Source organism: Halorubrum sp. SP3 (assembly GCF_005435195.1).
GTDB classification, from domain to species: Archaea; Halobacteriota; Halobacteria; order Halobacteriales; family Haloferacaceae; genus Halorubrum; species Halorubrum sodomense.
Genome location: NZ_SGTU01000005.1, coordinates 1 through 18,836, shown reverse-complemented (window position 1 = coordinate 18,836; position 18,836 = coordinate 1). Strand labels below are relative to the sequence as shown.

Below are 18,836 nucleotides of genomic sequence, written 5' to 3'. Positions count from 1 at the left end.
GAAATCGGGCGAGAGGACCATTCGAAAGGCGCTCGGCGCGGATCTGGATCGACGGCCGGTCCGCCGAGCGGAACGCTGACGAGGGCCCGCGTCGACGGAGCCACGGACGCGACCGGGGCAGAATGCCGTGAACCCGACGACGGAGTAAGGAGTGGGCACGCGGCTCACGTCTCGCGTTACTCGCCTCGCCTCCGGCGTTACTCACCTGTCCCCCGGCGTTACTCGGCTCGCGCCAGCGGGGGATCGCTATCGCGCCGCTCCCCCTGTTCGAGCCCGCTCTCCCGAGGTATGCCCATCGTAACAAAGTCGACATTCGCGGACACCCACGTATGGAGATAACCGGTATCCACGCGGTGGCTGCGGTGCTGCTCGTCGTCGGCGGGACCGTCGGTGCCGCGTCCGTCGCGGATCTCGGAGGCGGTGCGTCGGTGACCGTCGATGACACGGAGACGGTGAAGCCGACCACCGGCGACACCGCCTTCGAGGTGCGGACCACGCTCAACAACAGCGACGCCGCGAACGCGACGCGATCGTACGACCTGGTCGTCGAAGGCGGGAGCGGCTCCGCCGTCACCGTCGACGAGCGGACGGTGACCCTGTCGGCCGGGGAGACGCGCCGGCTCACCCTCTCGGCCCCGAGGGACGCGCTGAGACCGGGACGGTACAACTTCACGCTGAGCGACGGCTCGGAGGCGTTGGCGACGGGCAACGTCACCCTCGATCCGCCCGCGTTCGTCCTCTCCGACGCCGGCGCGGGCGAGGTCGTTCGCGGCGATCTAGGGACCGTCGACGTGACCGTTCGCAACCGCGGCGACTTCCGCGGGCTGCGGAACGTTGATCTTCTCCTCGACCGCGACCGCGACGGCGCGTTCGAGGTCGGGGAAGCCGTCGCCACGAGGGCGCCGACACTCGGGGCCGGAGCCGACACGACCGTGCGGTTTTCGGTCGGGACCGACGGGCTCGATCCGGGGACCTACGCGTACCGCGTCGAAACGGCGGATGGAGGTCGGGAGGGGACACTCGTCGTCCTCCGCCCGGCGACGTTCCGCGTCGCGGGAGCGACGATGACCACCGACGCCGTCAGGGGCGACCGGTTCAACGGGTCGGTGACGCTGACGAACGCGGGCGACGTCCCCGGCACGGAGACGGTCTGGCTCGACGGCCCGGCCGAGTCGTTCGACTGGAACCGGTCGGTGACGCTCGACGGGAACGAGACGAGGACGTTCGAGTTCGCGGCGGCGACGGCGAACCTCACCCGCGGGAACTACTCGGTCGCCGTCGCGACGGCGAACGACTCGGCCACGGCGACGCTCCGCGTCCGCGAGAGCTTCTTCAAAGTCGACGACGTCGACGGACCGGAGTCGGCCGACGTGGACGGCGACGTCGAGTTCACCGCGCGGGTGTCGAACATCGGCGACGCGGCCGCGAACGAGACCGTCGAACACCGCATCGATCTGAACGGCGACGACGACCCGGAGACAGTGACCGGGAACCGGACCGTGACCCTCGCTCCGGGCGAGCGGACGACCGTTGAGTTCGTGATTCCCGCCGACAGCGACCGGTTCACCGACGACGACCTGCTCGGCACGCACGTCTTCGGCGTGTACACCGGAGACACCAACGCGACCAGCGTCGTGGTCGTCCGGGACTACTACTCGGGCGGTGGTGGTGGGTCCGCCTCATCGTCGTCATCTTCCTCGTCGAACGACGAGACCGAGACGGTCTCGAAGGACGTGATCACCCAGGAGAAGTACGGGCTCGACTACGACGAGGTCAGCAGCGAGACGCAGTCGCAGGTCGACGAGATCTACGAGCGGCAGCCGTTCGCGGACGGGCTCGTGATCACCGAGGTCCTGACCCGCGAGGAGATCGCGCGACAGGAGTTCGGCCTCGACGTCGAGCGGAACGACGACTTCGATTTCACCTCGATCGACGTCGAGACCCAACAGGAGATCGAGGCCGCCTTCGACGAGCAGTTCGAGTCCGACGACGGCGACCGGATCGAGTCGTGGGACGAACTGGCCAGGGCGGAGTTCGACAGCGAGTACGAGGCGCTTAACGAGGAGCAAAAAGAGACGATCCGCGAGCGGTACCGAGCGCAGTTCGACTCCTGAAGCCGCACGTGTTTGCGCCCGTCGCGGGCGTCAAGTCGCCCGCCGACGCCTACGGCGGGCCGTCGGGGAACTGGGCGCGATAGAGCGTCGTTATTTCTCCCTTCGTCTCCCCGCTCAGTTCCGAGAAGGGCATCTCGTAGCGCATCCGCGAGAGCTCGTCTTTCGTGAGCTTCGTCTCGGCGTCCTGCCGGTCGTGGACCGACCGGACGAGCCGAGCAGTCGGCTCGCTCAACTCGTCGAAGGGTATCCCGTACGCGACTCGTGAGATCTGGTCGAGCGACTGCGTCCCGTTTTCCGGCACCGGTTCCGCGGTGACCGCCGACTCGTCGACGGTCACGTTCAGCTCGTAGGGCCCCGAGCTGTCCGCTACGTCCGCCACGGCGACGAAGTACCACTCGCTCTCCTCGGCGCTGAACCGGATGGTGGCGGGAGCCCCGCTGCCGACGTACCGCGTCGCGGTGTCGGTCGGCTCCCCCGCGGGGGCGGTGTCCACGTTCAGCACCGAGACACCGTCCGCCGACTCCCGGTCGACCGTGACGGTGACCGGGACCGTCACCGACCGCGGCTGCTCGGGCGTCTCGTAGTCGGGGAGCGTGAACGCGTAGTAGTCGACGTCGGCGCCCTCGAGGTCAGCCGAGACCGTCGCGTTGCGTCCGGCGTCGGTGGCGGTGAGTTCGAGCCGCGTCGCGTTCTCCCGGTCGTCGTTCGGCTCGTCCGGCACGTCGGCGGTCTGCGCTATCTCGAGCGAGAGTTCGAACGTCCCGGTGGCGCGGACGGTGGTGCTCTCGACTCTGACCGCCGCTCGGCCCGGCGCCTTCGTCGTCGCGTTGAATCGCCTCGTCTCCCCGCTCTGAACGCCGAGACCGGCGCTGTCGGGGGCCACACTGCCGTCGGGCATCTCGGCCCGAACCGACGCCGTGTAGACCATCGACGTGTCTGTCGGTTCCTCAAGCGAGAACTCGATCGTGGCCCGCTCGCCGGGCTCGATGTCGAACGCGTAGACCGGGAACGCCGACAGGGTCCCGGTCACCGTCTCGCCCGGTTCGACCACCGCGGGACCCCCCTCGGTCTGGCGCCGGACGTCCCCGGGCGACGCCCGTCCGCGGTCCGGCTCGTCGGCGACCGCCGTTCCGTTACCGGCGTCCGAGACGGGGGCGCTCGCCCCGTAGACGCCGGCGGCTATCCCGCCCGCTGCGACCAAGCAGACGGCGATCAGTACGACGGTTCGCTCCATGTGTCTCTTGGACATAAGCGGGCGAGCGCGTGACCGCACCGCCGCATTGTAATTCAGAGAGTAATACGGGTAGGGACGCCGTAGCGCGACCGGTCGGGCGGTACCCGGGTCTCACCCGCCGGGCCGGTCGAACACGACCCGTCGCACGGATTTGACCGTCGAGCCCGCGGCGAGGACGCCCGCTACCGGTCGGGAGCCGACGCGTCCACCGCGGGCGCTTCGTCGGCGACCCGGGACACCGCTTCGGGCGGGACGCGCATCACTGATCCGCCGTCGCTCCGCGCGTTGAACGGGTTAACGAACAGTCCGAGTCGCTCGTCGGCGGCGAGGAACACGTACGCGCTCGCGGTGGGGACCCCCGGAACGCACTCACCGACCGGCCGGCGGCGGCGGAACGCGGCCAGCTCGTACCACGTCTCGTACGACGACGACGAGGAGGCGACCAGCACCCGCGCCGCGTCGCCGCTGCGGTTCCGCCGACCCGCGGGCGCGGTGCTGTCATCGCCGATCTCTGCCGCCGTCGCGACGGCGACCCAGAGGTCACCGTCGACCGTCAGCGTCGCCGCGTAGTACGCCGACGCGTCCGTGCGTCCGACCGTTTCGGGCTCTGCGGGCCCGTCGCGGCGCAGCCGAAGGAGCTCCACGTCCGCCGCGTACGAGCAGTCCATCCCCCACAGCACGGCCGTCGGCGTGAACGCGAGCCCGACCGCCCGCCACCGCTGGCTCCCGCTCCCGACGCGGACGAACTCGCCGTCGACGAGGCGACCGACCGCGCTCTCGTCGTCGGTGTCGCCCGCCGTCGCCCACAGGGCGTCCCGGTACGGGTCGTAGAAGACGCCGTGGAAGTGACGGACTTCGGTCGTCTCGACGCGAATCTCCCACGTCCGCCCGTCGTCATCGCTGCGGAGGATCCGAGCCGGGTCGTCCCCGAGCGTGTACTCCGCGAGGTAGACGTCGCCGCCGTGGAGACAGACCGAGGTCGGGAGCGTGCCCATCGGTCCCGACGAGTCGGGGAGCCGATGGACCGGCGCCCACGACCGCCCGGAGTCGCCGGAGCGGAACACCCGCCGCCCGACCGTCGCGAGCAGCGTGCCGTCGCGGAGCGGCCAGAGGTTCGTCGTCGTCCACGAGCCGACGACGGGACGTAAGGCCGCCTTCGCGAACCGGCCGTGTCGCAGGCGAAAGGCCGCGTCAAGCCGCCCGTCCCCCGGCGTCGGGAGGGTACCGAGCGAGACGCCTCCCTCGGACCGCGTCCAGACGCCGACCGTCCGCCCGCGCGTCCAGTAGAGGCGTCCGTCTCTCACCCCGCCGATCCGCGCCTCCGGACCGAGGTCAAGCGGTTCGCTCCGCATCCCAACGACGCCGCGCTCGGTCGCCCGCTCGAGGTGGCGTCGGGTCATCGGGGACGGGTCACCGTTCGGCGGCCGACCCGTCGCCGGACCCGTCCGCGGGGGTGTCGGCGGCGGACGCCGCGCGGTCGGCCGCGGGACCGAGCCACCCGGTGTCGATCATCGCGACGAGCGGGTTGTCCTCGATTTCGAGCGGGAGGTCGACTCGCCCGCGCCGTCTGGCCGACTCCCACGCGGCGAAGACCACCTCCGTCGACCGGAGCGCGTCCCGTCCGGACAGTTCGGGCTCCGACCCCGTCTTCAGCCCCTTGACCGCGTCCGCGATGGCCCGCTCGATGAACACCGGTCGCTTCTGAACCTCGGTCGAGACCAGCGGCAGTCGCGCCCGCACACCGCGCAGCGCGGCGCCGAGGTATCCCTGGAAACCGAGGCCGTGGAGGTTCTCGCCGTCCGTCTCGACCGACTGCCACGTCCCGCCGTCGGTCCGGTAGCGGAGCGTCGGTCCGCCGTCGACGCCGAGTTCGATGGCGCCGTCCGTGCCGGCCAACCGGAGGTAACACGCCCCCTCCGGGGCCGACTCGCCGGTGGTCGCGATCCCCACCGTCCCGTCGGCGTCGCGCCACTGAACGAGCGCCTGCGTGGCGTTCGGCGTCCCGAACCACCGGTTCTCCTCCCGGTAGTCGACCTGCGCCAGCACCCACTCCACGTCGACGCCGTCGGTGAAGTACCGGGAGAGGTCGACCTGGTGGATCCCGGCGTCGAACAGCGTCTCGTCGGCGAACTCGATCCGCGTGAGCGAACCGATCGCGCCGTCGTCGAGGAGCTCCTTGGCCCTCCGGAACGGCGCGCCGAACCGGCGCTGGTGGTTGACGGTGAGTTGGACCCGGTTCCGGTCGCAGGTCCGGACCATCGACTTACAGTCGCCCCAGGTGTCGGCCATCGGTTTCTCGCAGTGGATCGCCGAGACGTTCCCGCTCTCGGCGCAGTCCTCGACGATCGCGGCGTGGATCCCCGGCGGCACGCAGACGCTCACGAGGTCCGGCTCGACCGCGTCGAGCATCGTCTCGTAGTCCTCGTAGACGGTTCCCTCGCGCAGGTCGAACTCGCGGGCGAAGGCCCGTCCGTTCTCGAGGACGATGTCCGCGCACGCGACGAGCTCGCAGTCGTCGTTGCTCTCGTAGGCGCGCCCGTGACGATACCCCATCGCGTATCCGTCTCGGTCGGGGTCGGAGGGGTCGGGGCCCGTGCCGATGACCGCGACGTCGTAGACCATTTCGAGCGGAGAAGGCCACCCCCGACCAAAGAGTATAGACCGCCTACCGCACGCGGTCGAATCGAACCGCCGGGCTGCGGGCCGATTCGACGGGCGACGTTCGAACGAGCGTCGAGCGGGGGCGGCGGTACGATTCCCATAACAATACCGCCGCTCTCGGATACCCCGTTGTGGCTCCCACTCCCAGCCCCTCGACCGGCGAGACCCGCCTCGGCGAGGCGAGCGACGGCACCGACGCATCGGGTGACGGACTGCCGTTCGTCTCGGTGGTGATCCCGGTGTACAACGACCCGGCCGGAATCGAGGCGACGCTCGACTCGCTCCGGCGACAGACCGCGACCACCGACCGGTACGAGGTGATCGTCGTGGACAACGGGTCGACGGACGAGACGCGCGACGTCGTCCGCGAGTACCTCGGGGACGAGACGTTCGAGGGGCTGCGGTTGTTCGTCGAGGACGACGTTCAGGGCTCGTACGCCGCCCGGAACGTCGGTATCTCCGCCGCGACGGGGTCGGTGGTCGCCTTCATCGACGCCGACATGGTCGTCGATCCCGGGTGGGTCGAGGCCGTCGCGCGGGAGATGGCCCTGACGGACGCGGCGTACCTCGCCTGCGACGTGCGGCTGTTCACGACCGGCGACGAAGGGACGGTGGCCAAGTACAACCGGCTGAAGGACCTCAACGTCCAGCGGTTTGTCGAGGAACTCTCGTTCGGGCCGACCTGTTCGCTGGTCGTCACGCGGACGCTCCTCGAGGACGTCGGCGGGTTCGACGCGCGGCTCCGGTCGAGCGGGGACGTCGAGTTCGGGAACCGCGTTGCGGCGAGCGGCCGCGAACTCCGATACACCCCAGACATCGTGGTGTATCACCCGACCCGGACGACCCTCGGCGCGCTCCTCCGGAAGTCTAGGCGGGTCGGACGCGGGAAAACTCAGCTGCGGCGGTACTACCCCGAGCGCTACGGGCCGCCGGTTCTCGCCGCGCTCAACCCCGCCGCCTTCCTCCCGCCGCGGCCGAGTTTCATGCGCCGGTCGGTGCGCGACTGGACGGAGCTACCCGTCCGCCAGCAGTTCGCGTTCCTCTTTTTGAGCTACGTCGCGTCGCTCGCGAAGGCGTACGGCCAGCTGCTCGAACTCGCGTCGCCGACGGACACGGGCGCCGAGAAACCGTCCAGTCGCTGACACGCTCGGGCCGGGTCACCGCCGACGCGGTCGCCGTCGCGTCAGGAGTCGTCGGTCTCCTCGAACGCCTCGACGGCCGGCAGGTCGGAGACGCCCTCGTGTTGGCCGACGTACGCCGCCGACTCCGTCTCCGACTCGAAGGTCTCCTCGTCCGGGTACTCGCGGACGGTCAGGACACGTCCGTCGTCGACGGCGAACACGATCTCCACCGACCCGTCGGCGTGTCGGTACTCCGCGGCATTTCTCGCCGAGTCGCCAGAGTCTGCCATCCGCTCGTGTTCGTGTCTCAACGGCTTAGCCGTTTCGCCCGTGATCGGTGTCGCGACCCGGTTTCGACCGGGAGATCGGTCGATCCCTCGTCGCCCCTATCTGTTGTCGAGCAGGTCCGCGACGGCCGTCGGCTCGGCGACGATGAACGCCTCCTCTCGGAGCATCTCCTCGTCGTCCGGGAGGTACAGGAACTTCTCCGACTCGGTCCCCGTCGCCCGGATCCGTTCCCAGTCGTCGAGATCGTATCCGAGGTCCTCGCTGCCCGGGTCGTCCGGCTGGTCCTCCCACTCGACCTCGAGCGAACTCCGCGTCATGCTCCCTCCGCCGTGCGGTCGCTCCCCGTCGCGAGGCTCCCTGCGGGACGGTGTCGACGCGGACCGAGCGGCGGCTCTCCGAGAGGGCTGCGGCGTGGCGCCATCAGTTCACCTCCGGAAGGTGAGCGACGCGTTGCCGTCGATCCGTAGCCGCGTGACGTCGCCGGAGAAACCGAACGTGTCGCAGTCCTCCGCGACGGTCCCGCTGGCGACGCCGCCCGTCGCGGCGTCCGACGCCTCGGCGCCCCAGCCGCCGTCGCGCTTCGCGACCGAGCCGGTCGTCTCGACGAGGTAGCTCGCCTCGGCGCCGTCGCCGTCGACGACGAGCTCGTGCGGCAGGTCGTGACCACCGTTCAGGGTCGACGGGTCGACGGGCTCACCGTCCACGCGGACGACGAGGTCGCTCTCGACCTGGAAGTTCGTGAACGCACCGGTGACCGCGTAGGCGCTGGTGTCCCCCTCGACGCGTCCGGTGACCGTACCGTCGGTCACGTCCGCGTCGGTCGCGCCGTCACCGGCCGTCACGCTCCCGTCCACCGTGAACGTGTACGCGAGCGGGTCGTCCGTCTGGCTGCCGTCGACCTCGACCGTTCGGGCGGGTTCGACGCCCAGCTCCGAGGGCTCGACCGTCTCGCCGTCCAGGCGAACGGGGATGTCGCCGTCGAGTTGGAAGTCGGTGAACGCGCCGGTGACGAGGAACGAGTCGATCCCGCCCTCGACGTGGCCGGTGACGGTCGAGCCGTCGATCACGTCGCTCCCGTTCGCTCGCGGCCCGGGCTCGACGCTCCCGTCCATCACGAACGCGTACTCGACGCGGTCGGACGTGCCGCTCCCGTCGACGACGAGTTTGCGCTCTTTCGTCGTCTCCGTCGCAGAGCCGTCGGACATCGTGTCGTCGCCGGTCGAGCCGTCGCCGGTCGAGTCGTCGCCGGTCGAGTCCACTAACTCCGAGGGGTCGACCGTCTCGCCGTCCAGGCGAACGGGGACGTCGCCTCCGAGTTGGAAGTCGGTGAACGAACCGGTGACGATGAACGAATCGATTCCGCCCTCGACGTGGCCGGTGACGGTCGAGCCGTCGATCACGTCGCTCCCGTTCGCTCGCGCGCCGGGCTCGACGCTCCCGTCCACCGCGAACGTGTACTCGACGCGGTCGGACGTGACGCCCCCGTCGATGACGAGCTTCGCCTCATCGACCGTCGAGTCGGTGTCGCTGGTGGAATCGGTGTCGCCGGTCGAGTCGCCGTCGTCAGTCGTCCCGTCGGTCGAGCCGGTGCCGTCGGTTGAATCGCTGGTCGAGTCGGTCGTCTCCGAGACGACCAGCTCGGACGGGTCGACCGTCTCGCCGTCCAGACGGACTTCGGGGTTGCCGTCGACCTGGAAGTCGGTGAACTCGCCGGAGACCCAGAAGGAGTCGATCCCGCCCTCGACCTGCCCGGAGACGGTCGTCCCGTCGATCTCGTCGCTGGCGTTCGCTCGCGGCCCGGGCTCGACGCTGCCGTCCACCGTGAACGTGTACGTGAGCCGGTCGGTGGTTTGGCTGCCGTCGACGACGAGCTCCTGTGTTCCGTCGGGAGCGGTCGACGTCGAGCCGTCGGTCGAGTCCTCCGTGCCGGTAGACTCCGTGTCGTCCGTCGAGTCCGTGGACGCCGCCTCCGGATTCGGGAACGGACACGACCCGTCCTTGGTTATCGACGAGCTCGACGCCGTCGAGTTCTCGAGGGTGACCTCCCTGCCGGTCACGTCGACGGTGGAGTCCTCGACGACGCCGCCGCTCGAGTCCACGAAGTTGACACCGTCGCGGCTCGACCCCGTCTGGTGGACACAGCAGTTCCGGACGATCGAGTCGTCGGCCTCGACGAGGCGGATCGCCTCTCGACCCGACGCCGACCCGGTGATGCTGACGTTCTCCATCCGGATCCAGTGCGGTTTCGGTGGCGTCCGCTGCCACTCGCGCCACGGGATGACGCCGGGGCGGCCCCGCCGGACGGCCCACATGTCGTCGATGTCTACCCGGACGCGGGTGTTCTCGACGCGCACGCTCCGTCCCTGCGGCGAGAGGTTGATCATCGCGATGCCGTTCGGGGCGTCCGCGCCGACGAGTTCGCAGTCGCGGACCTCCGCACCCGCCGGGATCGACTCGGCGCCCTCGAGTTGAACGCCCTGATCGATGTGGATCCCGCGCATCCCGAACCCGGTCGAGATGTCGCCGAGCGCCGGTCCGGTGTACTTCTCGAAGTCGATTTCCACCGTACAGTTCTCGATGTAACTCCCCTCCCCGCCGATGCGGACGTTTGCGGCGTTGTTGTTGAGGAAGTAGCAGTCGACGATCTCGACCTGTCCGGGCGTCCGGGAGGTGTACGTGCCGTTGTTGCCGAACTCGCGGAAGTCACACCCCTCGATCCGGACCGTTCCCTTGTTCGACCAGCCGACCCAGACACCGATCCGTCCGTTACCCCTCGCGTACCCGTCGATGCGAGAGCCCTTCTTCGCCACTGCGTCCCGCAGCACCCCGCGGCCGCTCTCGCTCGTGATCCCGAGCAGGAAGGCGCTGACCTGCCCGGAGTTATCCGTGAGCCCGCGGCCGAGGAACTCGACGTCTTGGATGTGGAAGTGGTTCCGGCAGCGCAGCCGGATCCCGGTCGTGGTGTCATCCGCCCGCATGTCCACGTCGACGTTCTCGATGAGCACGTCGTCGGGCACCGGGTCGTAGTTGAACAGGAATCCGGAGTAGCCGGTCGGCGGAACGAACCGGACGTCGCCGTCGCCGAGCACGCCGACGCGGTCGGCGTCGATCTCGACCACTCCGTCGAAGCTGTACTCGCCCTGGGGGAACCGCACCAGCGTCCCGTCCGAGAGCGCGTCTTCCAGGCGGTCGTTCACCGGGTCGTTCCCGCTCGGGTCCAGTCCCAGGTCGTCGACCGCGTCCAGCACCCGATCGAACTCGATCCCGTGGCGGGTCGTTCCCCCCGCGGCGGCGCCGCCCGTCGAGACGGTGGCGACCGTGGCGGCGGCCACGCCCGCCATCTTCAGGTAGCCGCGCCGGTCGAGCAGCGACGTGTCGTCACCCCCCTCCGTCTCGATCTCCCGTTCGCCGTCGGCCCCTGTTTCGGACTCGTAATCACGGCCTACCGGACGATCGGCGCGATAATCGGTTCCTACTGACTCGTCGTCGGGTGCCCGTTCTTTGGACATGCCCCGGCGTTCCGGGGTCACCATAATATTCGTTTTCGCCAGTAACTGACCGGAAGCGTGCGGATGGGATGGATTGGTTACCAGATGAAGCCCGATTGGTGGCGATACGGTTCATCTCACGTTAGGAACAGATTACTTTCATAATTTTACAGGACGTATCCGATAACCGGTGAGTAACGGGTCGTAGGACGTGCTTACCGATCCAGACGACGACCAGATCGCCGCGAGTCGCGATCCGGGGCTCGGCTGGCGCGCGGAGCGCAGCCGCGGGGCGAGCCTCACGGTCGGTACAGCACCCGTCCGATCGGCACGTCCCCGTCCAGCGCGTCGACGCTGATCCGGAGCGAGTTCGAGACCGACTCGGCGTCCGGGAGGGACGGCACCGCCGGACCGAGCCCGAGGCAGATTCGCTCGGTCCCGGCGGTGCGACCGAGCGTCCGGAGGAAGGGCACGGCCGCGGTGAGATCGACGCCGGACCCGTCGTCGCCGAACCGCTCCAAGACGGTCTCGACGCCGAGACACAGGAGGTGATCGTCGAGCGGTGTCGTCAGGTCGGCGTCGACGACGATCGGGTGACCGTCGGTCCGGATCTCGCTCCCGCTCACCGCGCTCCGCGGCGAGTGATCCAGGAACACCCCGTCTCGGTCCCGCCCGGGACAGTCGATGTCGCAGTCGATCACCGCCGACCCGGGCGCCAGTCTGAGGTCGACGGCGACGCCGCCCGCCGCGTCCCCGTCGACGGTGACGTTCCGCAGTTCCGTCCAGTGTGGCGGCGGCGGGCGCCGTCGGTCCGGGCGGTAGGGGAGCGCTCCTACCGGGCCGCGGCGCACCGCCGGTGTCCCGTCGATGTCGCATCGGATCTCCGTGTCGCGGACGACGAGACTCCGCGCCACCGGCGACTGTTCGACGACGGACTGGGACAGCGGCGACGACCGGGCACGGATCGTGCAGTCGCGGATCTCCGCGCCCGCGGGTAACGGCGGCGCGCCCTCGCGTTGGACGCCCTGTTCGACGACGACCGCCCGCGTGTTGAACTCATCCGACGCGTCCACCGCGCCGCCGGTGTAGCGACTGAGATCGATCTCGATCGTGCAGTTCTCGACGTAGCTCCCAGCGCCGCTGATGCGGGCGCTCGTCGCGTTGTTGTTGAGGAAGTAGCAGTCGACGATCTCGACGTTTCCCGGCGTCCGGGAGCCGTAGACGCCGTTGTTGCCGAACTCGCGGAAGTCACACCCCTCGATCCGGACCGTTCCCTTGTTCGACCAGCCGACCCAGACACCGATCCGCCCGTTCCCTTCCTTGTACCCGTCGATGCGAGAGCCCTTCTTCGCCACCGCGTCCCGCAGCACCCCCCGTCCGTCCTCGTCGTTGACCGCGAGGGCGAACGCGCTCGGCGTTCCGCCGTCCGATTCGCTCGTCCCGCGGCCGAGGAACTCGACGTCTTGGATGTGGAAGTGGTTCCGGCAGCGCAGCCGGATCCCGGTCGTGGTGTCGTCGGGGCGGACATCGACATCGACGTTCTCGATGAGCACGTCGTCGGGCACCGGGTCGTAGTTGAACAGGAGCCGCGTGTAGCCGGCCGGGAGAACGAACCGGGCGTCGCCGTCGCCGAGCACGCCGACGCGGTCGGCGTCGATGACGACCTCGCCGAGGAGTAAATACTCGCCCTGGGGGAACCGCACCAGCGTCCCGTCCGAGAGCGCGTCTTCCAGGCGGTCGTCCACCGGGTCGTTCCCGCTCGGGTCCAGTCCCAGGTCGTCGACCGCGTCCAGCACCCGATCGAACTCGATCCCGTGACGCGTTCCGAGGTCTCCGTCGTCGGGCTCGTCCGCGGACCCGCCGTCGGGGCCGTCGTCCGCGCCCGGATCGTCGGGAGCGGCGTTCGCCGCCCCGTCCGACCCCAGACCGAGACAGCCGGCCGCCGAGGCCACCGCGGCACCGACGACCCCGAGATAGGGGCGCCTGCCGCAGGAGCCGGGCCCGCCGCCGACGCCACGCGAACCGTCGCCCCGATCCGAGCCATCGTCGTCGGGTGAACCGTCGTCGCTCTCGGAACGGTGGTCGTCGTCCCGGCCGGCGTTCATAAGTAACCCAGGCCGCGAAGGCGCTCTTCGACCGCTTCGTCGCTCCCGGGACCGTCGGTCGCCGCGTCCGAGGAGGCGTGGTCCCGCTCGACTACATCCCGGGTTGCCGGCGGCGACCCGGGCTCGAACAGCTCCGTCAGCACGCGGCCATGGGCGGCCGCGGGAACGGGCTCGCCGAGCCCGTGGAGCAGGGTCGGCGCCACGTCGACGACCGTCGCCCCTTCGACCGCGATGTCGGCGGCTATCGGGGGGCCGCGGGCGAAGAGGACGCCCTCGGGCCGGTGATAGCCGGCGATCCCGTCAGCGTCGACGACGGTCTCGTCGGCGAGTCCGGGCTTGACATGATACCCCTCGACGCCCTCAACGACCACGTCGGGCGCGAACTCGTCTTCGGGGTTGAGGTCGTCGCCGTCGCGGACGGAGAGCACCCGCTCTCCGGTCTCGGGGTCGGTCACCGCCGCGAGCGCGGACATCACCTCCGACTTGACTCGGTCGCGCTCGCCGGGGGCGACGGCCCCGTCGTCGAACCGCGACGTGTCGTTGACGTAGACGCTGCCGAGCCCGTGGAGGAACGCCCGCGTCCGCGCGGAGTCGACGTCGTAGAGGGCGTGGTCGCCGGGCACCGCCCGCGCGACGCTGTCGACGACCGACGCCGGAAGCCGCTCGACGAGCGTCTCGTCGTCGATGCCGATCCGTGCTAACGCGTTCAACACGGTCGACTTCGACACCCCGGCGCGCGAGAGCACGCCCCGGGCCCCCGTCGAGCGCTTCGGCGTCAACAGCCCCGCGTCCGCCAGCGCTCGGTTGATGTTGACGACCCGCGATATCGGCCCGAACCCGTGGTCGGAGACGACGTACAGCGTCGCGCCCAGCCGGTCGCAGTAGGTCATCACCTCGGCGAGGACCGCGTCCAGCTCCCGGTAGTGTTCCAGGATCACCTCCTCGTCCCAGATCAGATGCTGGAGCCTGTCGGGCGCCGTGAAGATGAAGAAGAACAGTCGCCAGTCTTCCCGCTCCGTGAGCGACCGCAACAGCTCGCGGCGCGCCTCGAACAGCGACGCGAAGTCCGCGAGGAACTCGTCGCGCCGGTCCTCGCCGTACTCGTGCCACCTGAGGCCGACTCGGTAGTCGGGAATCTCTTCGCGGATCGCCTCGCCCAGCCGGGCCGGCTGCGTGAACCCCGCCGCGTCGGTCGAGCTCGTCATCATTCCGGCGACCATCGCTCCGTCGTCGCCGACCCCGCCGGCCGGGTACGTCATCGGCACGTTCGCGACGACGGCGGGCGAGAGCAGCTCCCAAAGCGGCGGCTGTCGGAGGTCCTCGCGGTTGTAGGGCCGCTGACTGTAATCGCTCCCCAGTTTCATGAACTCGTAGAGTCCGTGTCGGTCGGGCCAGGTACCGGTCGCGATGGAGGGCCACGCGACCGGCGTGTTCGCTGGCGTCGTGTTCCGGAGGGGACCGGCGGCTCCCGTCTCGATCAGCTCGGCGAACGCGGGGAGCTCCCCAGCTTCGATCCACGGCCGGACGAGCGGCCACGGGACGCCGTCAAGCCCCAACACGAACGCGCGGTTACCGTCGTCGCTCACCGCGACCGCCCCCGTCGACGCCGCTCGGTCCGAATCATTGAGCCTCGTTTGGGGAAAGACGAAATTTGTTATGACTGCCGTACCCGAGTAAGACGGCCTTACCCTCGAAAACGGGGTTCGCGAGCGGTCTCAGTCGACGTCGAGCTCGAAGCGACTGGCGTGCGTCAGCGTTGTCCACCCGAGGATCCGCCGGTCGTACAGCGGTCGTCCGATCGACTCGAGCACCTCGCGGAATTCTGAGCGGTCCCACCGGGAGTACGCGAGCTCGTACACCGACCCTGCCGCCGTTCGGTCCGCGTCGGTGTATCCGTTCTCGCCGGTGCCCCACTCCCACTTCTCGGCGTCGATGACGTACGGACAGAGGCCTTCGAAGGCCCGTAGGAGCGCGCTCACGTCGTCTTCGGGGAGCGTGTGTCCGTAGAGGTCGACGCCGTAGTGCCGGGCTATCTCCGCGGTGAACGCGAGCGCCTTGAGCCCGTACACCGAGTACTCCAGCCCGTCGACCCGCTGCCGCTCGTGCCGCAGGAGGCCGTTCGGTTCGAGCTGGTCGAAGCCGTGCTCGCGCCAGTCGTCGAACGCGCGCGTCAGCGCCTCGCGGTCGTCGAGGTACGCCGCCGCGGTCGCTCTCGCGAGGATCCACCAGGCGTAGATGTTGTTCTTGACCACGCCGGTGTAGCGCTGCTTCCCCCGTCCGTCCTCGAGGTCCGCGAGGTACGTCTCCACCCACGAGCGGAGCGCCTCGCGGTCCGCCCCGACGGTCGACCACCGCGGGGAATCGCGGACGAGCGCAGCCCCGTAGATGAGCGTCGGCAGCGTGATGTGAAGTTCGATGGAGAAGTACGTCTCGCCGAAGTTCCGGCCGGAGGGGTACATCCGCGTCTCGGGGTCGAGAAACCAGTGATCGAGCAGCCGGATCGCCTTGCTCGCGAACCGCTCTCGGCCGGTGAACACGTAGCCGATCCCCAGGTCCCGGACCCACGTTCCCATCTCGATGGCCGCCCGGTAGTCAGGGCGGTCCTCGCCCGTGGCGAACCGATGCTCGTCGACGCCCGCGGGCGACCCGTCGTCGACGACGCTCCTCGGCGTCGCCGCCAGGGCTCGATTCGCGTCCCTGATCTGGGCGTCGTAGGCCGTCTTCCACGGGTCCTGACCGTCCTCGACACGTTCGCGAATCGCGACGACCTCGTTGGCGTCGAGGAACCCGGCGTACACCGCGGGGTCGTCGCGCAGTTCCCGGGGTGATCCGGAGCCGGCCCGGTCCGAGTCGGAGCCGCAGCCGGCAATGATCCCGGCGACCCCGAGCGAGGCGGCGCCGCGCAGGAGGTCGCGCCGGCGCTTGCCGTCCTCGTCGCGTTCAGTCACGCCCAGCGTCCGGCCCCCGTCGCCGGAGTTCCGATCGATCCGCGCTGCGTCACCGGTCGCCGCCCCCCTCGTTGTGCCAGATGTCCACGTGGTGGTCCGGCGTGTAGGACTTCCCGACCACGTCCGGGAGGCCTGTCCCCGAGATGTCGACCGCCTTCGCCTCGTGGGTCTCGGCCCCCTCCGCGACGACGGTCCGCTCGAACCGACCGTCCCCCTCGTTCGTGAACAGGTAGTGGCGCGGAGTCTCGTTCTCGCCGAGGCTCATCTCCGCCGCGTACACGTCGAGCCGCCCGTTCCCGTCGAAGTCCGCGAGCTGGAGGGTATGCGGACAGAACAGGTCCTCGCCGATGACGGTCTCCGCCCAGCCGTCGGCCTGCCGATCGAACAACCCTACTCGACCGGGGTGGGTGCCGTAGGTGGGGGAGTCGCCCTCCGCCAGCACGACCTCGTGTTCGCCGTCGCCGTCGACGTCACCGACCGCGACGCGGACGTCATCCCAGCCGGTGACGATCGGCTCGCGGTCCCACTCGTGGGTCCCCTCGCGGCGCCGATAGATGCCCGTGCCGACGACGAGTTCGGTCCGACCGTCCCCGTCGACATCGCCGATCCACACGCCCTCGGCGTCGCTGTCGCCGTCCACGACGTGACAGTTCTCGTCGGGCCACGGCCCGCCGGTCGGGCCGTCGGGGATGTCGTAGTAGAACACCACCCCCGACCGCTGTGACAGCCCGACCACCTCGGGCTCGCCGTCGTCGTCCACGTCGCCGAAGGCGAGGTCGTGGTACTTCTCGAATCGCTCGGTCACCAGGTGCGGCTCCCACCGCGACCGCGGGTCCGGGGGTTGTTCGAACCAGTATACCCCGTTATAATGAATGCCCTGTCCGGCGAGGACGTCGACCCGGCCGTCGCCGTCGATGTCGCCGAGCGCGCAGCCGACCCCCAGCTGGGGAACGTCGGCGATCGCGTGTCGCTCCCACCCGGGGTTCTCGTACCAGAACAGTGTCGGCCCGGCGAGCCCCGCCACCTGCTTGATCCCCTCTAGGCTCGGCAGTCGGGTGCGGCCGCCGCCCACGAACAGCTTCGTCTCCGGGCCGGCCCCGCCGACGATGACGTCCGGGCGACCGTTGCCGGTGAGGTCGGTCGTCAGACAGATCCCGAGCTTCGTCGTCGGGGGAGCGGGGTCGATGACCTCATGGCGAAAGCGAAGTCGCCGTGTCTGCATGGGCCCACACTAGGCGGTAGTCGGGTTTGTTATCAACCGCCTACGATGCGGGCTCGACGGTCAGATCGCGCCGGCGAAGTTCCGGAGCGTCTCCCGTAGCCCCCAGTTCAGTTGCGTCTCGAACACCAAGACGGCGGTCCCGTACACCGCGCCCCCGGCCGCGACGAGGACGAGCAGCTCGAGGAACACCCACGGGAGCGACAGCGTCGCCTGTAACCAGAGGACGACGCCACCCATGAGGAGGCTCGCGACGGCCGGGTACGACACCTCTCGGAGCAGCCGACCGAGGCTCGTCTCCACCGACTTGATCACCAGGTACACGTCGATCGGCATCACCGGGAACACGTAGACGCCGAGGACGGCCGCGGCGGCGCCGACGATGCCGAACTCGCGGGTGACGGGGACGATGATCAGCGCGGTCACCACGAGCCGGAAGGCGCCGAGTTTTACCATGTAGTCTGGGCGCCCCAGGGCCTTCCACACCGGGGAGTACGTCGACCCGAGCGCGATGAGGAGCCCGTACACCGCGACCAGTTGTATCACCGGCACCATCGGCAGCCAGTCGGTGCCGAAGACTGCCTTGACGAAGGTCGGAGCCACCACCGCGATGCCGACCGAGGCGGGAAACGCGATCACTATCGTCACCTGGAGGGTTTGGTAAAACGCCGACCGGAGGGCGGGGATGTCGTCCTGGAGCTTCGAGTACGCCGGGAAGGCGACGCTCGAGATGATCTGCGAGATCTCCGTCGCCGGCGCCTTGGCGAACTGGTAGGCGACCTGATACAGCCCGAGCGACGCGGCCGACAGCAGCCAGCCGATGACCGCGTCGTCGCCCTGATTGATGAGGAAGTAGACGCTCTCGGAGCCGGTGATCCACTTCCCGAACCCGAAGAGGTCGCGGGCGATCTCGACGTCGAAGTCCGGCCACGGACGGTAGCCGTGGACGGCGTACGACGCCAGCATGCGGGCGGCGTCGGAGGCGACGTAGCCGAGCACGAGCGCCCAGACGCTCTGGGTCGCGAGCGCGACGGAGAGCGCGACGGCGAAGTTCGTCACCGATCCGCTCATCGTGTAGACGAACTGCTTGTGGAACTCGAGGTTCTTCTTGAAGTAGACGATACCGGGGTTTCGCAGCCCGAGGAGCAGCGGCGTGAGCGCGATGACCCGGAGGACCGGAGTGGCGCGCGGTTCCCCGAAGAATCCGGCGACCAGCGGGGCGATGAGCGCGAGGATCCCGGCCAGCAGGAGGCCGCGGAGGATCTCGATGCTCCAGTAGGTGTTGAGGTAGTCGTCGACGTTGCCTGACGCATTCTGGATGAGCGCCTGGTCGAATCCGATGTTGGAGAAGCGCTTGAACGCCGTCAGCGTCAGCAGGGCGATACCGAGCAGCCCGAAGTCGGCCGGCGTGAGCATCCGGGCGAGGATCGCGATCATCAGCAGTTGGAGGCCGCGGTCGAGGATATTGGTGATCGTGGCCCAGATACCGCTTTTCACCGTCTGTTCGGTGAGATCGCCGCCCGGCGTCAGGCGGACGAGGAGTCGACGAACCGAGGAGAGAGCGGACATTGTGCGGTGTTCCGTCTCGAAAAACCCTCGTTTCTGCTGTGTTGAATAGATGCTGAGTCACGGTTACAGCGGCTCACACAGTGGTTCTA

13 protein-coding genes are annotated in these 18,836 nt (G+C 69.3%); 2 read left to right on the top strand and 11 right to left on the bottom strand.

Annotated features, from left to right (window positions below):
• Window positions 1–329 precede the first annotated feature (329 nt).
• A complete protein-coding gene (locus EXE42_RS05205) occupies window positions 330–2,114 on the top strand; it encodes a hypothetical protein (RefSeq protein WP_137706031.1) in 1,785 nt (594 codons plus the stop codon).
• A gap of 49 nt (window positions 2,115–2,163) precedes the next feature.
• Here the strand turns inward: EXE42_RS05205 and EXE42_RS05200 are convergent, their stop codons facing one another.
• The 3 genes from EXE42_RS05200 to EXE42_RS05190 form a co-directional block, all read right to left on the bottom strand.
• Window positions 2,164–3,348, bottom strand: a complete 1,185-nt coding sequence (locus tag EXE42_RS05200; protein WP_137693307.1) for a hypothetical protein — start codon at window positions 3,346–3,348, stop codon at window positions 2,164–2,166.
• Between the two features lie 182 nt (window positions 3,349–3,530).
• Entirely contained in the window at window positions 3,531–4,748 is a 1,218-nt protein-coding gene (locus EXE42_RS05195) for a glycosyl hydrolase (RefSeq protein WP_137706030.1), read from the bottom strand.
• A 10-nt stretch (window positions 4,749–4,758) separates the two neighbouring features.
• A complete protein-coding gene (locus tag EXE42_RS05190; RefSeq protein WP_137706029.1) occupies window positions 4,759–5,970 on the bottom strand; it encodes a Gfo/Idh/MocA family protein in 1,212 nt (403 codons plus the stop codon).
• Between the two features lie 170 nt (window positions 5,971–6,140).
• On the opposite strand from EXE42_RS05190, the gene EXE42_RS05185 reads away from it, so the two are divergent.
• On the top strand, window positions 6,141–7,151 hold the full coding sequence (locus EXE42_RS05185) for a glycosyltransferase family 2 protein (protein WP_137693304.1): 1,011 nt from the start codon (window positions 6,141–6,143) through the stop codon (window positions 7,149–7,151).
• A 41-nt stretch (window positions 7,152–7,192) separates the two neighbouring features.
• Here the strand turns inward: EXE42_RS05185 and EXE42_RS05180 are convergent, their stop codons facing one another.
• From EXE42_RS05180 to EXE42_RS05145, 8 genes are all read right to left on the bottom strand, one after another.
• Window positions 7,193–7,420 (bottom strand): hypothetical protein, encoded by a 228-nt coding sequence (locus EXE42_RS05180; protein WP_137706028.1) that lies wholly within the window; start codon window positions 7,418–7,420, stop codon window positions 7,193–7,195.
• Between the two features lie 96 nt (window positions 7,421–7,516).
• Complete coding sequence (locus EXE42_RS05175) at window positions 7,517–7,735, bottom strand: hypothetical protein (protein WP_137693303.1); 219 nt, start codon at window positions 7,733–7,735, stop codon at window positions 7,517–7,519.
• Window positions 7,736–7,843: 108 nt separating this feature from the next.
• A complete protein-coding gene (locus EXE42_RS05170; protein ID WP_241988334.1) occupies window positions 7,844–10,927 on the bottom strand; it encodes a hypothetical protein in 3,084 nt (1,027 codons plus the stop codon).
• A 278-nt stretch (window positions 10,928–11,205) separates the two neighbouring features.
• Window positions 11,206–13,011, bottom strand: coding sequence for a right-handed parallel beta-helix repeat-containing protein (locus tag EXE42_RS05165; RefSeq protein ID WP_137706027.1), 1,806 nt, complete (start codon window positions 13,009–13,011; stop codon window positions 11,206–11,208).
• The gene (locus tag EXE42_RS05160; protein ID WP_137706026.1) at window positions 13,008–14,597 is read right to left on the bottom strand and encodes an alkaline phosphatase family protein; all 1,590 of its coding nucleotides are present in this window, start codon (window positions 14,595–14,597) and stop codon (window positions 13,008–13,010) included. The genes EXE42_RS05165 and EXE42_RS05160 overlap by 4 nt, the downstream gene beginning before the upstream one ends.
• Window positions 14,598–14,726: 129 nt before the next feature.
• Window positions 14,727–15,959, bottom strand: a complete 1,233-nt coding sequence (locus EXE42_RS05155) for an alginate lyase family protein (protein WP_158293694.1) — start codon at window positions 15,957–15,959, stop codon at window positions 14,727–14,729.
• A 49-nt stretch (window positions 15,960–16,008) separates the two neighbouring features.
• Window positions 16,009–17,181, bottom strand: a complete 1,173-nt coding sequence (locus tag EXE42_RS05150; RefSeq protein ID WP_137706025.1) for a VCBS repeat-containing protein — start codon at window positions 17,179–17,181, stop codon at window positions 16,009–16,011.
• A 60-nt stretch (window positions 17,182–17,241) separates the two neighbouring features.
• Window positions 17,242–18,747 carry a lipopolysaccharide biosynthesis protein gene (locus EXE42_RS05145; protein WP_137706024.1) on the bottom strand — a complete coding sequence of 502 codons (1,506 nt, stop codon included), beginning with the start codon at window positions 18,745–18,747 and terminating at the stop codon, window positions 17,242–17,244.
• Window positions 18,748–18,836 lie beyond the last annotated feature (89 nt).